This is a genomic window from Citrobacter gillenii, from assembly GCF_013337685.1.
Lineage (GTDB): Bacteria > Pseudomonadota > Gammaproteobacteria > Enterobacterales > Enterobacteriaceae > Citrobacter > Citrobacter gillenii.
The window spans coordinates 363,026-378,227 of sequence record NZ_SUQN01000006.1 but is presented as its reverse complement, the minus strand read 5'-3'; the positions used below and the strand labels follow the sequence as shown (position 1 = coordinate 378,227).

The following is a 15,202-nucleotide window of genomic DNA, read 5'->3' as shown; positions in this document are numbered from 1 at the left end:
TATGTACGCGGTTTTCCAAAGTGGTGGTAAACAACACCGAGTAAGCGAAGGTCAGACCGTTCGCCTGGAAAAGCTGGACATCGCAACTGGCGAATCTGTTGAATTCGCAGAAGTTCTGATGATCGCAAACGGTGAAGAAGTCAAAATCGGCGTTCCTTTCGTTGATGGCGGCGTTATCAAAGCTGAAGTTGTTGCTCACGGTCGTGGCGAGAAAGTTAAAATTGTTAAGTTTCGTCGTCGTAAACACTACCGTAAGCAGCAGGGCCATCGTCAGTGGTTCACTGATGTGAAAATCACTGGCATCAGCGCTTAAGTTAAGAGGAGCAGATTAAATGGCACATAAAAAGGCTGGCGGCTCGACTCGTAACGGTCGCGATTCAGAAGCTAAACGTCTGGGCGTAAAACGCTTTGGCGGCGAAACAGTTCTGGCAGGTAGCATCATCGTTCGTCAACGTGGTACTCAGTTCCACGCTGGTTCTAACGTGGGCTGCGGCAAAGACCACACTCTGTTTGCTAAAGCAGACGGTAAAGTGAAATTCGAAGTGAAAGGCCCGAAAAACCGTCGTTTCATCAGCATTGTTGCTGAATAAGTTTTTCGCGTCCCGGTAACGGATGAAAGCCCCGCAACGTGTTGCGGGGCTTTTTACATTCGATGGCCGGTAAATATGCTCGTCTCGCCGTGACAACCCGGAAACGAGCTCTTGCAGGGAATACGGCATGAAGCAGCAGGCAGGTATTGGTATTCTTTTAGCGCTGACGACGGCAGTCTGTTGGGGCGCTTTACCAATAGCGATGAAGCAAGTGCTGGAGGTGATGGAGCCTCCTACGGTAGTGTTCTACCGTTTTTTAATGGCAAGTATTGGCCTTGGGGCGATTCTTGCGGTTAAAAAAAAGCTCCCGCCATTGCGTATTTTTCGCAAAGCGCGTTGGTTGGTACTGTTGGCAATCGCCACCGGTGGGCTGTTTGGTAACTTCATTCTGTTTAGTTCATCTTTGCAATATTTGAGCCCAACGACTTCGCAGGTTATCGGACAATTGTCACCGGTTGGCATGATGGTCGCCAGCGTCTTTATCCTGAAGGAAAAGATGCGCGGTACGCAGATTATTGGCGCCATAATGCTGCTGAGTGGACTGGTGATGTTTTTTAATACCAGTCTGATCGAGATTTTTACCAAACTCACTGATTACACCTGGGGTGTGATCTTTGGTGTGGGTGCGGCGACGGTCTGGGTGAGCTATGGGGTTGCGCAAAAGGTGTTATTGCGTCGCCTGGCATCACAGCAGATCCTGTTTTTACTGTACACTTTATGTACGCTCGCGTTGTTGCCGCTGGCTAAACCCGGTGTGATAACGCAGCTCAGCGACTGGCAGCTGGCTTGCCTGATATTCTGCGGCCTGAATACGCTGGTAGGATACGGCGCACTTGCGGAAGCAATGGCGCGCTGGCAGGCGGCTCAGGTGAGCGCCATTATTACGCTCACACCGCTGTTTACGTTATTATTTTCAGATTTATTATCACTGGCCTGGCCCGATTTCTTCGCCAGACCGATGCTAAACCTTTTAGGTTATCTCGGTGCGTTTATCGTGGTTGCGGGCGCGATGTATTCCGCCATTGGTCATCGTATTTGGGGCGGTTTACGTAAGCATGAAACGGTGGTTTCGCAACCCCGCTCAGGCGAATGATTTACGGAGAGTAAAATGAAGTTTGTTGATGAAGCATCGATTCTGGTCGTTGCAGGTGATGGCGGTAATGGTTGCGTCAGCTTCCGCCGCGAAAAGTACATCCCGAGAGGCGGTCCGGACGGCGGTGATGGTGGTGATGGTGGTGACGTCTGGCTGGAAGCCGACGAAAACCTGAACACGCTGATCGATTACCGCTTCGAAAAATCGTTCCGTGCGGAACGTGGTCAGAATGGCGCGAGCCGTGATTGCACCGGTAAGCGTGGTAAAGACGTTACGATTAAAGTGCCTGTCGGTACGCGTGTGATCGATCAGGGCACGGGCGAAACCATGGGCGACATGACCAAGCACGGTCAGCGTCTGATGGTCGCTAAAGGCGGCTGGCACGGTCTGGGTAACACCCGTTTCAAATCCTCGGTCAACCGTACTCCGCGTCAGAAAACAATGGGTACGCCGGGCGATAAACGCGATCTGATGCTGGAGCTGATGCTGTTAGCGGATGTCGGTATGCTGGGTATGCCAAACGCCGGTAAATCAACGTTTATCCGTGCGGTCTCTGCAGCGAAACCGAAAGTGGCGGATTATCCGTTCACCACGCTGGTGCCGAGTCTGGGCGTTGTGCGTATGGACAACGAAAAGAGCTTTGTGGTTGCTGACATCCCGGGTCTGATTGAAGGCGCTGCGGAAGGCGCGGGTCTGGGGATCCGATTCCTGAAGCACCTGGAGCGTTGCCGCGTCCTGCTGCACCTCATCGATATCGATCCGATTGACGGTTCAGATCCGGTAGAAAACGCCCGTATTATTATTGGCGAACTGGAGAAATACAGTCAGGATCTGGCCTCCAAACCGCGTTGGTTAGTGTTCAACAAAATTGATTTGATGGACAAAGACGAAGCGGAAGAGAAAGCGAAAGCGATCGCTGAAGCGCTGGGCTGGGAAGGTAAATATTACCTGATCTCTGCTGCCAGTCAGCTGGGCGTGAAGGATCTTTGCTGGGATGTGATGACGTTTATCATTGAGAACCCAATTGTTCAGGCTGAAGAAGCGAAGCAGCCAGAGAAAGTGGAGTTCATGTGGGACGATTATCACCGTCAGCAGCTTGCTGAAGTCGAAGACGAAGCGGAAGATGACTGGGATGAAGATTGGGACGAAGACGACGAAGAAGGCGTTGAGTTCATCTACAAGCGTTAATCCTGGTGCCGGATGGCGACGCGATTGCGTCTTATCCGGCCAACAATATCAACGGGCCGCAAATGCGGCCCGTTTTGTTATGTGCGCTGTAGGTCGGATACGCGCAAGCGCTATCCGACAGCATCACCGTCAGTTGTTCTGATAAATATCTTTGTACAACCGGCTTTCAAAGCGTACCAGCGGGATACGGCGGTTACGCTGGTCAGCGGGTTCTACCGCATAGCCAGACAGATACTGTACAAACGCCATGCGTTGCCCGCTTGCCGTGGTAATGAATCCTGCAAGGTTATACACCCCCTGTAACGAGCCGGTCTTCGCGGAGACTTTGCCATCCACGCCAGCCTGATGCAGACCCGCACGGTATTGCAGAGAGCCGTCATGGCCTGCCAGCGGCAGCATCGTAATAAAGTTCAGCTCGTTGTCATGCTGTGCGATGTACTGCAGCACCTGCATCATGGTGGCGGGCGCAATCAGGTTGTGGCGAGAGAGGCCGGATCCGTCGGCAATGATCGTGTTACCAATATCGACACCCGCCTGCTGGCGCAGGATCTGGCGTACGGCATCGGAACCTGCGCGCCAGGTGCCAGGGACATTAAATCGCGCGTGGCCGATCATACGAAAAACGGTGTCAGCAATCATGTTGTCCGACTTTTTCAGCATAATCTTAAGCAGGTCATGTAAAGGTGCTGACTGCTTGCTGGCGACAACGGTACCCGGCTCGTTGACTTGCGTCTGGCGCAGCAGCGTACCGCTGTAGGCGATACCCGCTTGTTTCAGCTCATCTTTAATAATTGCCCCGGCATAGCTGGCGCCGTCCTGAATGGCAAACGCCAGCGGCAGTGGGTCGGTGCGCTGGGGCAGACAACCGGTTAGCGTGAAGCGGTTTAAATCGCCAGGAACGACATCCAGTTCACAATATTGCGCTTCTGCAGAACCACGCGCGAGGGTGCGAACCTGGCTGAACATGGTTACCGGGTAGTATGATGCCACGCGAATAAAGGCGAGATCGTTAGGTTTTTGCGCACTGTAAAGCGACACCGAGAAGCAGTTACGATCAACAATCGCTGCCGCAGGCGGTGCGCTAAAACACTGCGTCATGTCGTTCCAGGGCCAGCCAGGTGCTTTATCATGACTGGCGAAAATGGACGTGTCGATGAGGACATTTCCGGCAATTTGCGTCACGCCTGATTTTTTCAGGGTTGCTACCATATTGCGAATATCCTGACGTTTTAGCGTCGGATCGGCACCAAATCGCGCCACCAAGTCGCCTTTCAATACCCCGCCTTCCACGCGACCTTTGGTTTCTAGCGTAGTAGTAAAACGGAAGTCCGGCCCAAGTTGGATCAAGGCCGCCAGGGCGGTGATGACTTTTTGGGTGCTGGCGGGTAGGGCCATTTGTTGGCTATGGTAATCAATAGCAGGCGTCGGAGCCCCAACCTTCTGTACCATAAGGGCGAGGTTGGCCCCGGCAGGGAGCTGGTTGATATACTCGTCAACATTCGCAGCCTGAACGCTGAACGCCGCAATACTGGCAGTCAATCCGATGGTAAATCTGGGAAATCGCATAATCTCGCGCTAACAACCTGGAAACAGGCCGTCATACTACGGCGCAACGCCCCAAAAAGTAAACGATGACCCATAGGGAACTCCAGGGTAAAATGATCATCAAATAGAGAATTGTAGCTGACCTGGGTCCTCGGACCCGGGTCGGTATTTTTTTGCTTCTGACTCTGGCATCGCGTTTGCCAGGGTGGGCTTAGCAGCCGGGGTGAGGACAACCGCCCCCTACAGGAATGTTCAAGAGGTATAACAAATGCAAGCTATCCCGATGACCTTACGTGGTGCTGAAAAACTGCGTGAAGAGCTGGATTTTCTGAAATCTGTGCGCCGCCCTGAAATCATTGCCGCGATCGCCGATGCGCGTGAACACGGTGACTTGAAAGAGAACGCGGAGTACCACGCGGCCCGTGAACAGCAGGGATTCTGCGAAGGACGCATTAAAGATATCGAAGCTAAGCTGTCTAACGCGCAGGTTATCGACGTCACTAAAATGCCGAACAATGGCCGTGTCGTTTTCGGTGCAACGGTGACCGTTCTGAATCTTGATAACGATGAAGAACAGACCTGGCGCATCGTAGGTGATGACGAAGCCGATTTTAAACAGAACCTGATTTCAGTTAACTCGCCTATTGCTCGTGGCCTGATTGGCAAAGAGCAGGATGACGTGGTGGTTATCAAAACGCCGGGCGGTGAAGTGGAATATGAAGTGGTGAAAGTAGAATACCTGTAATTCGCATCTTGGTTAAGATGTTGATACATTGTAAAGAAAGGAAAAAGGCCGCATAGCGGCCTTTTATCAACGAAGAGAGCGTGGCATTTTGCTCTCCTGCTAGCGGAAATTCCCGCGTTTTACACAAACTACGTGTTCAACTTTGGGATATTCTTAGCGTGGCAGCGAGATTTTACGTTCTTTAGTCGGGCGATACAGTACCAGCGTTTTGCCGATGACCTGTACGTTACAGGCGCCGGTTTCGCGTACGATAGCTTCCACGATCAAGGTTTTGTTATCGCGATCTTCCGAGGCGATTTTCACCTTGATAAGTTCATGGTGCTCTAGCGCTTGTTCAATCTCGGCCAGTACCCCTTCGGTCAAACCATTATTGCCAAGCATGACTACAGGCTTGAGCGGATGTGCCAGACCTTTCAGGTGCTGTTTTTGTTTAGTACTCAGATTCATCGTATATTTTTGCTTAGGTTGGGATTGAAAACGGGTCATTCTACCGCCATCTCCCATATATCACCAAATAGCAGTGTAGAAATTTACACCATTGGTTACGATGAACTACCCGATGGGAAAGTAAAATGACAGGTAAAAAGCGTTCTGCCAGCTCAAGCCGCTGGCTTCAGGAACACTTTAGCGATAAATATGTTCAGCAGGCACAGAAAAAGGGGTTACGTTCCCGTGCCTGGTTTAAACTTGATGAAATACAGCAAAGTGACAAAATTTTTAAACCGGGGATGACGATAGTTGACCTCGGCGCTGCACCCGGTGGCTGGTCGCAATACGCGGTTACGCAGATCGGAAACAGCGGCCGCATTATCGCTTGCGATCTTTTACCTATGGATCCAATCGTTGGTGTGGACTTCCTTCAGGGCGACTTTCGTGATGAATTAGTCCTGAAAGCGTTACTTGAGCGCGTAGGTGACAGTAAAGTACAAGTTGTCATGTCCGATATGGCACCAAATATGTGTGGAACACCGGCGGTGGACATTCCCCGGGCCATGTATTTGGTAGAGCTGGCGCTTGGAATGGCTCGTGATGTATTAGCGCCAGGTGGTAGTTTTGTAGTTAAGGTGTTCCAGGGCGAAGGCTTCGATGAGTATCTAAGAGAGATTCGCTCCCTGTTTACGAAGGTCAAAGTTCGTAAGCCGGACTCTTCCCGCGCTCGTTCGCGTGAAGTGTACATTGTAGCGACCGGGCGTAAACCATAACCGGCAGATTTTAAACGAAAGTTTGAAAGACGCTGGATATAGAGTATCCTGACGCTGTTTTTAACACAGTTGTAATAAGAGGTTAATCCCTTGAGTGACATGGCGAAAAACCTAATACTCTGGCTGGTCATTGCCGTTGTGCTGATGTCAGTATTCCAGAGCTTTGGGCCCAGCGAGTCTAATGGCCGTAAGGTGGATTACTCTACCTTCCTGCAAGAGGTCAATCAGGACCAGGTTCGTGAAGCGCGTATCAACGGACGTGAGATTAACGTTACCAAGAAAGACAGTAACCGTTACACGACCTACATCCCGGTTAACGATCCGAAGCTGCTTGATAACCTGCTGACCAAAAACGTCAAGGTTGTTGGCGAGCCGCCTGAAGAGCCGAGCCTGCTGGCTTCTATCTTCATTTCCTGGTTCCCAATGCTGCTGCTGATTGGTGTCTGGATCTTCTTCATGCGTCAAATGCAGGGCGGGGGTGGCAAAGGCGCCATGTCGTTCGGTAAGAGTAAAGCGCGCATGCTGACGGAAGATCAGATCAAAACCACTTTTGCCGACGTTGCAGGTTGTGACGAAGCGAAAGAAGAGGTGGCTGAGCTGGTTGAGTACCTGCGCGAACCGAGCCGTTTCCAGAAGCTGGGCGGTAAGATCCCGAAAGGCGTCCTGATGGTCGGCCCTCCGGGTACCGGTAAAACCCTGTTGGCAAAAGCCATCGCGGGTGAAGCGAAGGTTCCATTCTTCACAATTTCTGGTTCTGACTTCGTGGAAATGTTTGTGGGTGTCGGCGCATCTCGTGTGCGTGACATGTTCGAACAGGCCAAGAAAGCAGCACCGTGCATCATCTTTATCGATGAAATCGACGCCGTCGGCCGCCAACGTGGCGCGGGTCTGGGCGGTGGTCACGATGAACGTGAGCAGACGCTGAACCAGATGCTGGTTGAGATGGATGGCTTCGAAGGTAACGAAGGTATCATCGTTATCGCGGCAACTAACCGTCCGGACGTTCTTGACCCTGCGCTGTTGCGTCCAGGTCGCTTTGACCGTCAGGTGGTTGTAGGTCTGCCGGATGTTCGTGGTCGTGAGCAGATTCTGAAAGTGCATATGCGTCGCGTACCGCTGTCTCCGGACATCGATGCGGCAATTATTGCCCGCGGTACGCCTGGTTTCTCCGGTGCAGACCTGGCGAACCTGGTGAACGAAGCAGCGTTGTTCGCTGCCCGTGGTAACAAGCGCGTTGTATCGATGGTTGAGTTCGAGAAAGCGAAAGACAAAATCATGATGGGTGCGGAACGTCGCTCCATGGTGATGACGGAAGCGCAGAAAGAATCTACCGCGTACCACGAAGCAGGCCACGCGATTATCGGTCGCCTGGTACCGGAACACGATCCGGTGCACAAAGTAACGATTATTCCACGCGGTCGTGCGTTGGGTGTGACCTTCTTCCTGCCGGAAGGCGATGCAATCAGCGCTAGCCGTCAGAAACTGGAAAGTCAGATCTCTACGCTGTACGGCGGTCGTTTGGCTGAAGAGATTATCTACGGTGCTGAACATGTTTCTACCGGCGCGTCGAACGACATTAAAGTCGCGACTAACCTGGCACGTAATATGGTGACGCAGTGGGGCTTCTCTGAAAAGCTGGGTCCGTTGCTGTACGCGGAAGAAGAAGGCGAAGTGTTCCTCGGTCGTTCTGTTGCTAAAGCAAAACATATGTCCGATGAAACCGCGCGCATTATCGATCAGGAAGTTAAATTGCTGATTGAACGTAACTACGAGCGCGCTCGTCGTCTTCTGAACGATAACCTGGACATTCTGCACTCGATGAAAGATGCGCTCATGAAATATGAGACCATCGATGCACCGCAGATTGACGATCTGATGGCTCGCCGTGATGTGCGTCCGCCAGCAGGTTGGGAAGAGTCAGGTACGTCTAACAACTCTGGCAATAATGGCACCCCAAGTGCGCCGCGTCCGGTTGATGAACCGACCTCGCCGAATCCGGGTAACATGTCAGAGCAGTTAGGTGACAAATAAGTTATCGTTGCTGATGACCGTGCTTTAATTGAAAACCCTGGGGCTTGCTCCGGGGTTTTTTTATTTATCAACTTATACCCAATGAATTTCGAGTTGCATCAAGGCGGCGACGCAGGGAATCCCCAGGAGCGTACATCAGTACGTGACTGGGGTGAGCGAGGACAAACCGGCTATGCCGGTTTGAACAGCGCTTGCGCTGGCCCCGAAGGGGTGAGGCCGAAGGCCGAATAAAGCTAACGCAGATGCAGCTTGAAAGACGATGGGTATATACCAGGGATAACACTATGAAACTCTTTGCTCAGGGTTCTTCGCTGGATCTCAGCCATCCCCACGTTATGGGGATTTTAAACGTCACGCCGGACTCTTTTTCCGATGGCGGCGCGCACAACACCTTGGTTGAAGCGGTGAAACACGCCAATCTGATGATTAACGCCGGGGCGACTATCATTGATGTGGGTGGCGAATCCACGCGGCCGGGGGCAGCAGACGTCAGCGTAGAAGAAGAACTGGAACGGGTGATCCCGGTCGTTGAGGCCATTGCCCAACGCTTTGAGGTGTGGATCTCGGTGGATACCTCAAAACCGGAGGTGATTCGTGAATGTGCCCGAGTCGGTGCGCATATCATTAATGATATTCGCTCCCTGACAGAACCAGGTGCACTGGAAGCTGCGGCGGAAACTGGATTACCCGTGTGTCTGATGCATATGCAGGGGCAGCCGAAGACCATGCAGGAAGCGCCAAAGTACGAAGATGTTTTTGCTGAGGTAAATCGCTACTTTGTTGAGCAAATAGCACGTTGTGAAAGGGCTGGGATCGCAAAAGATAAATTGTTGCTCGACCCGGGATTCGGTTTCGGTAAAAATCTTACCCACAACTACACATTACTGGCACGCCTGGCAGAGTTTCATCATTTTAATCTGCCGCTGCTGGTCGGGATGTCACGAAAATCAATGATTGGTCAGTTACTGAACGTGGGGCCATCTGAACGTTTGAGCGGAAGCCTGGCATGTGCGGTGATTGCTGCCATGCAGGGCGCGCAGATTATTCGTGTCCATGACGTCAAAGAAACCGTAGAAGCGATGCGTGTGGTGGAAGCCACATTGTCTGCAAAGGAAAAAAAACGCTATGAGTAATCGTAAATATTTTGGCACTGACGGTATCCGCGGTCGCGTTGGCGATGCCCCAATTACGCCTGATTTTGTGCTCAAACTGGGCTGGGCGGCAGGAAAAGTGCTGGCACGTCATGGTTCACGTAAAATTATTATCGGTAAAGATACGCGTATTTCTGGCTATATGCTGGAGTCAGCGCTGGAGGCTGGTTTGGCCGCAGCGGGCCTGTCTGCTTCATTCACCGGGCCAATGCCAACCCCCGCGGTTGCGTATCTGACGCGCGCTTTCCGCGCCGAAGCAGGGATTGTCATCTCTGCCTCGCACAACCCGTTTTATGATAACGGAATTAAGTTCTTCTCCATCGACGGGACCAAATTACCTGACTCCGTTGAAGAAGCTATCGAAGCCGAGATGGAAAAGCCGCTCACCTGTGTGGACTCTGCTGAACTGGGGAAAGCCAGCCGTATTGTCGATGCTGCGGGCCGCTATATCGAATTTTGCAAAGGTACGTTCCCGAACGAGCTGAGCCTGAACGAGCTAAAAATCGTGGTGGATTGTGCGAACGGCGCGACGTATCACATTGCGCCAAATGTACTCCGTGAACTGGGCGCAAATGTCATTGCGATTGGCTGTGAGCCGGATGGCGTCAACATCAATGAAGAAGTGGGTGCGACCGACGTTCGTGCGCTGCAGGCGCGCGTGATTGCAGAAAAAGCCGATCTGGGTATTGCGCTGGATGGTGATGGCGACCGCGTGATCATGGTGGACCACGAAGGTAATAAGGTCGATGGCGATCAGATCATGTATATCATTGCCCGTGAAGCGTTACGTCAGGGGCAACTGCGTGGTGGTGCTGTCGGTACGCTGATGAGCAACATGGGTCTCGAGCTGGCGCTGAAGCAGCTGGGTATTCCCTTTGCTCGGGCGAAAGTGGGTGACCGCTACGTGCTGGAAAAAATGCAGGAAAAAGGCTGGCGCATCGGGGCTGAAAACTCAGGGCACGTGATCCTGCTGGATAAAACCACCACCGGTGACGGTATTGTGGCGGGTCTGCAGGTGCTGGCAGCAATGGTACGTAACCATATGAGTTTGCACGACCTGTGCAGCGGTATGAAAATGTTCCCACAACTGCTGGTTAACGTTCGCTTCACCGCCGGTAGCGGCGATCCGCTGGAACATGAAACCGTGAAAGCGGTGATGGCGGACGTTGAAGCGGCGTTGGGTAACCGAGGTCGTGTTCTGCTGCGTAAATCAGGCACTGAGCCGTTAATCCGTGTGATGGTTGAAGGCGAAGATGAAGCGCAGGTTACTGAGTTCGCGCACCGTATTGCAGATGCGGTGAAAGCCGTATAAGTCCTGAAGTTTGAGAGCCGGAGTCCGAGACTCCGGCTTTTTTTTATCCTACTGAAAGTGCTTGTTTGCGTCGATGCTGCCAGAAGTAGCCCCCGGCCATCATCAGCACAAGAGCAGCCAGCCACGGCAGGACCGCCAGCAAATGCCCTGAACGGGCAAATGTCAGGGCAATCATCAGTAACCACCCTCCCAGCATTGGAATTGCGGTACGTTTAACAATATCCACTGGTGATACGCCTGCGATCCCGGCAATGGCAATGATCACGCCAGCAATCGGCGATAACGTCCGGCCAATACCCGCCGAAATCTGAATAGGTAGCATCATCACGGCGATGTCGCTGCCGATATGGCGGCTGATATCCGGCACCATGGGGGCGAAGGAGAAGAACGCGGCATTCCCCGACCCCATCAACGCAGAAATCGCAAAGGTGATCAGCGTCATCAGCAGGATTATCGAGGCGGCACTGAGACCAAATTCACCGGAGAGTGAGAGCAGCGCGTCGACTGCACCAATGGCTTTTAGCCCGGCTGAAAAAACTTCACCCGCGATAATCAACGTTACGACGGTGGCAAACACGCTGCCCATGCTGTCGAAAACTTTTTGCACGCCAGCCATCACTTCACGAGCCTTGCGATGACGCCAATACTCGCAAATCAGCGTAATGGCCAGGCTAATCAGAACGGCGGTATCCAGCGTAATTTTGAGCGAGCTAAACAGTAAATCACTGCACAGTAGCATCAATACCAACGGTAGCATCGGCAGAAACAGCCAGGCGATCGGGGCGTGGGTTTCTTCTGTGGCGGTCAACGTTTGCATCTGCTGGGCTACATCGCCGCCGCTTTCCCGGCGATCGAAAAAGCGTTGGACGACAATATGGAGCAGGGCGATGAAAAGAATGACCGGCACGACGATGGGAAGCTGATCGTGAACAAAATAGTTCACCACCTCGATACCCGCTGTTTTGGCGGCAAGAACCGAGTTACCGGAACCGGGGCCGAATTCAACCGCACAGGTACTGGCGATAACGGCGGCGACGGCGGCACGGCTGCAGCCAAGGCGGGTGAGCAGCGGATAAAGCGTTGCCATCAACAACAAACCCAACCCCGTAGCGCTACTGATAAACAGCGACAAAAATTGCCCCAGCAGCAACGCCAGCCCCAGTAGGAGATATGGCGAGTTCAGACGCTGTAATGGACGCGAAGTCACCCGAACCAGCACCTGACTGGCACCAATGGCTGACATATAGGTGGCAAAGCCGCCAATCAGCATAATTTGCAGACCAAGGCCACCCAGGCGCACGCTCAGGGTATCGCGGATAAACTCAAACGCATCAAAGGGGCCAAACCCGGTGCTTTTCTTCACCAGGCTACTGAGCGTGGTCATTCCGCTAAAATGGGCGATGAGTAGTAATACAATCCCGGTGAGCAGCAGCACGGACTGGGGATGGTACTTTTTCAGGATCAGCCGTCCGGCAAAGACAATGGCGACTAGCGCCAGCAATAAAGACATTCTTTCATCCTCACTCAAAGTTGCCGTTGACCAAACACTCTCCATCGCGCAGTAACAGCCTACCCGCGGCGAACAGATGCGCCAGCGACAGGTCATCATTGAGGACGCAAATATCGGCGCGTTCTCCGGCACAAAGCTTGCCGCCGGAAATTCCCAGCGAGCATGCAACGTTTGCCGTCATCATGGCCACGGCCTGTGCGATCGGAATGCCCGCATCAATCAGGCGAGGGAGCAGTGCAAGGTTACCGCCTACCGGCGCGGCCGTGAGTCCTTCAACCATACCCTGAGCATTAAAGCGCGGCACGCTGCCATTGCCATCTGAGCTGATGGTGATGCGATCGGCTGGAACCTGAGCCTCCAGCGCGTGGAGAATGGCCTGTTCCTGGGGCATAAAACGGCTACCGCCAGACGTCACGTCAATATGGCCGCCGCGATGGGCGAAAGCGATCGCCTGGTTGAACAGGGCTTCGGTTCTGGCCACGTGAGTCGGTGAAATATGGTGGATCGGAATACCGGCATCACAAAGCGCAGTAAGTTGCGACATGCCTTCCGGCAGGTTGCCCAGGTGCACATGCAGCAGCCCTTTTTTCCCCGCCAGCAGTGAGGCCACGCGGATATCGCTGACGATTCTCAACAGCTCCTGGAAAGAGGGATATGAACCCCGATGATCGGCGAGGGCGATTTTAACGCCGAGAATGGCCGGGATAAAGGTTATGTCATCGCGAATGGATTGCGTAATCGTCGGGCTGGGTACCGCGTAAGCCCCAGTGTGCATAAACGCGCGCACGCCCTCTAGATTCAGTGACTGCATTTTGGCGTACAGATCTTTGGGCGAGCGAGAAATGGCATCGGTGCCCAGCACGCCGACGACCGTCGTAATGCCAGCTTGAAGCAGATCGCGCAGTTTTACGGCAGGCGTTCGGCTGGCAAATCCTGCTTCACCACCGCCGCCGGTCAGATGGACATGCTGGTCGATAATCCCCGGAATTACCCATTTACCCCGGCAATCGATGACCTCGTTGACGCCATCGAAACGTGAAATATCGTTGCCTACCGCCACAATACGATCGGCATATATGAGCAGAGAGCAGAGGCCTAAATCCTCCGGGGAAAAGACACGGGCATTAGTCAGTAAAGTAAACATATTAGTCCTGTCAAACGTCAAGGGGAGGGAGACTCGGCAGGTGAAACAGAATATTGTTGTTATGCGGCCCACACTAAAGCCATTACTATAACTGTGACTATTTCCGATTTGTTATCGGAGGATACGGATATGGAATGGTGGAGAATGCGACGTGGATAGTAAGTGGTTAGATGATTTCCTGGCTTTAAGTCAGCATGGGAATTACTCCCAGGCCGCCATACAGCGGCATATTACTCAGCCTGCGCTAAGTCGGCGTATTAAAGCGCTGGAAGAGACGTTAGGCGTCCCGCTATTTGATCGTACCACGACACCCGTTACGTTAACCCGTTATGGTGAACGGTTTGAACCCTATGCCCGGCATGTCCTCAGTATGCTGACGGAGGCGCGTCATGAGCTGGCCGCCATGATGCCGGTAACGGAAAATACGCTGGTGATGGTCAGTCTTCACACGCTGTCGGTGAATATCCTGCCTGACATGATCAATTACCTGCGCCAAAGCGAACCGCAATTAAGTTTTACGGTAAACGCCAGCATCCAGGGAATTGATAATCACTTTAACGCGCTGATAAACCGGCAAATTGATTTTCTGGTAACCTACGATTTGCCGTCTTCGCAGCCGGGGCTGGAGATTGTCGGGGGGCTAAAACGCTCATTGTGGCGATATGAGCGGTTCATCCCGGTGATTTCAGCCCAACTGGCGGACAAGCTTGATTCTCCAGATGCTCCGATTCCCTGGCTTTGCTACAGCGACTATACCTTTGTCAGACGCATTATCGATCCGCTAGAGCAACAGGTTCACCCACGACTGAAAAAGGTCTTTGAGAGTGGGTTAAGCGAAACAATCCGGGAAATGGTGCTTCGCCATATGGGAATGGCATGGTTGCCCGAGTCGATGGTGGCTGAAGAATTAGTGAATAATGAAATTATCCACTGTTGGCCAGATAATTCAGATCTGATAGGTGAAATCCCGGTCGTTGTTTGGGCAAATCTTGACGATCAGCGACCCGTGATGCAGCGATGCTGGGATAAATTGCTGCGTTTTTGATTGATGTGGCGATTTTTTCTTCAGTTGATACAATACACTTAAATTGCCCTTGCGAAGGTTATTCGCATTGGTTAGTATTCACACCCGCTTCAGTGGGAAACAGTTAAACATTCCCGCTTTAATGGTCGAAGCATTGGTACGCGGCAACTCCGCAAGGAACAGGTTGATTATGCACGAAGCTCTTTTAGTAGTTTTCCTTATTGTAGCAATTGGCCTGGTAGGCTTGATCATGCTGCAGCAAGGCAAAGGCGCTGATATGGGAGCCTCTTTTGGCGCAGGCGCTTCTGGTACACTGTTTGGTTCAAGTGGTTCTGGTAACTTCATGACCCGAATGACAGCTGTATTGGGAACCTTGTTCTTCATTATCAGTCTGGTGCTGGGTAACATGAACAGCAATAAGACCAATAAAGGAAGTGAGTGGGAAAATCTGAGTGCACCGGCGAAAACCGAGCAAACTCAGCCAGCTGCTCCGGCTCAGCCGACCAGCGATATCCCGCGCTAATAGTAGTATCTGTGCTGAGGTGGTGGAATTGGTAGACACGCTACCTTGAGGTGGTAGTGCCCTAACGGGCTTGTGGGTTCGAGTCCCATCCTCAGTACCAATATTCCGAAAGAAAGACGCTGAAAAGCGTCTTTTTTTTCGTCT

15 protein-coding genes and 1 tRNA gene are annotated in these 15,202 nt (G+C 52.5%); 12 read left to right on the top strand and 4 right to left on the bottom strand.

Annotated elements, in window-relative coordinates; genetic code table 11:
* Position 1 precedes the first annotated feature (1 nt).
* The 4 genes from rplU to cgtA all read left to right on the top strand — a co-directional run bounded on the left by rplU (position 2) and on the right by cgtA (position 2,871).
* Positions 2–313, top strand: coding sequence for a 50S ribosomal protein L21 (gene rplU / locus FCH32_RS16310; protein WP_003025032.1), 312 nt, complete (start codon positions 2–4; stop codon positions 311–313).
* 19 nt (positions 314–332) lie between these two features.
* Positions 333–590: a 50S ribosomal protein L27 gene (gene rpmA / locus FCH32_RS16305; RefSeq protein WP_096755516.1), complete on the top strand. Its 258-nt coding sequence runs from the start codon at positions 333–335 to the stop codon at positions 588–590.
* Between the two features lie 127 nt (positions 591–717).
* Complete coding sequence (locus tag FCH32_RS16300; RefSeq protein ID WP_096755517.1) at positions 718–1,683, top strand: DMT family transporter; 966 nt, start codon at positions 718–720, stop codon at positions 1,681–1,683.
* Between the two features lie 15 nt (positions 1,684–1,698).
* Positions 1,699–2,871, top strand: a complete 1,173-nt coding sequence (cgtA, locus tag FCH32_RS16295) for an Obg family GTPase CgtA (RefSeq protein WP_096755518.1) — start codon at positions 1,699–1,701, stop codon at positions 2,869–2,871.
* Positions 2,872–3,000: 129 nt separating this feature from the next.
* Here the strand turns inward: cgtA and dacB are convergent, their stop codons facing one another.
* Complete coding sequence (dacB, locus tag FCH32_RS16290; protein WP_135911329.1) at positions 3,001–4,437, bottom strand: serine-type D-Ala-D-Ala carboxypeptidase; 1,437 nt, start codon at positions 4,435–4,437, stop codon at positions 3,001–3,003.
* 247 nt (positions 4,438–4,684) lie between these two features.
* On the opposite strand from dacB, the gene greA reads away from it, so the two are divergent.
* The gene (greA, locus tag FCH32_RS16285; RefSeq protein WP_096755520.1) at positions 4,685–5,161 is read left to right on the top strand and encodes a transcription elongation factor GreA; all 477 of its coding nucleotides are present in this window, start codon (positions 4,685–4,687) and stop codon (positions 5,159–5,161) included.
* Positions 5,162–5,314: 153 nt separating this feature from the next.
* Here the strand turns inward: greA and yhbY are convergent, their stop codons facing one another.
* On the bottom strand, positions 5,315–5,608 hold the full coding sequence (yhbY, locus tag FCH32_RS16280; protein ID WP_096755522.1) for a ribosome assembly RNA-binding protein YhbY: 294 nt from the start codon (positions 5,606–5,608) through the stop codon (positions 5,315–5,317).
* 125 nt (positions 5,609–5,733) lie between these two features.
* Between yhbY and rlmE the strand changes: the two genes are divergently transcribed.
* The 4 genes from rlmE (at position 5,734) to glmM (ending at position 10,857) form a co-directional block, all read left to right on the top strand.
* Entirely contained in the window at positions 5,734–6,363 is a 630-nt protein-coding gene (gene rlmE / locus FCH32_RS16275) for a 23S rRNA (uridine(2552)-2'-O)-methyltransferase RlmE (protein ID WP_004106110.1), read from the top strand.
* A gap of 99 nt (positions 6,364–6,462) precedes the next feature.
* Complete coding sequence (ftsH, locus tag FCH32_RS16270; protein WP_115257388.1) at positions 6,463–8,394, top strand: ATP-dependent zinc metalloprotease FtsH; 1,932 nt, start codon at positions 6,463–6,465, stop codon at positions 8,392–8,394.
* Positions 8,395–8,678: 284 nt separating this feature from the next.
* On the top strand, positions 8,679–9,527 hold the full coding sequence (folP, locus tag FCH32_RS16265; protein ID WP_096755524.1) for a dihydropteroate synthase: 849 nt from the start codon (positions 8,679–8,681) through the stop codon (positions 9,525–9,527).
* A complete protein-coding gene (gene glmM, locus FCH32_RS16260; RefSeq protein ID WP_096755525.1) occupies positions 9,520–10,857 on the top strand; it encodes a phosphoglucosamine mutase in 1,338 nt (445 codons plus the stop codon). Before folP ends, glmM begins: the two co-directional genes overlap by 8 nt.
* Before the next feature lie 43 nt (positions 10,858–10,900).
* On the opposite strand, the gene dcuC is transcribed toward glmM, so the two are convergent.
* Both dcuC and iadA read right to left on the bottom strand, forming a co-directional pair.
* Positions 10,901–12,367, bottom strand: a complete 1,467-nt coding sequence (gene dcuC / locus FCH32_RS16255; protein ID WP_096755526.1) for a C4-dicarboxylate transporter DcuC — start codon at positions 12,365–12,367, stop codon at positions 10,901–10,903.
* Between the two features lie 10 nt (positions 12,368–12,377).
* Positions 12,378–13,511 carry a beta-aspartyl-peptidase gene (gene iadA, locus FCH32_RS16250; RefSeq protein ID WP_115257392.1) on the bottom strand — a complete coding sequence of 378 codons (1,134 nt, stop codon included), beginning with the start codon at positions 13,509–13,511 and terminating at the stop codon, positions 12,378–12,380.
* A 151-nt stretch (positions 13,512–13,662) separates the two neighbouring features.
* On the opposite strand from iadA, the gene FCH32_RS16245 reads away from it, so the two are divergent.
* From FCH32_RS16245 to FCH32_RS16235, 3 genes are all read left to right on the top strand, one after another.
* Positions 13,663–14,556, top strand: a complete 894-nt coding sequence (locus FCH32_RS16245) for a LysR family transcriptional regulator (RefSeq protein WP_174361208.1) — start codon at positions 13,663–13,665, stop codon at positions 14,554–14,556.
* 169 nt (positions 14,557–14,725) lie between these two features.
* Positions 14,726–15,058, top strand: a complete 333-nt coding sequence (gene secG / locus FCH32_RS16240; RefSeq protein ID WP_003025000.1) for a preprotein translocase subunit SecG — start codon at positions 14,726–14,728, stop codon at positions 15,056–15,058.
* A 13-nt stretch (positions 15,059–15,071) separates the two neighbouring features.
* Positions 15,072–15,158, top strand: a tRNA-Leu gene (locus tag FCH32_RS16235).
* Positions 15,159–15,202: the final 44 nt, after the last annotated feature.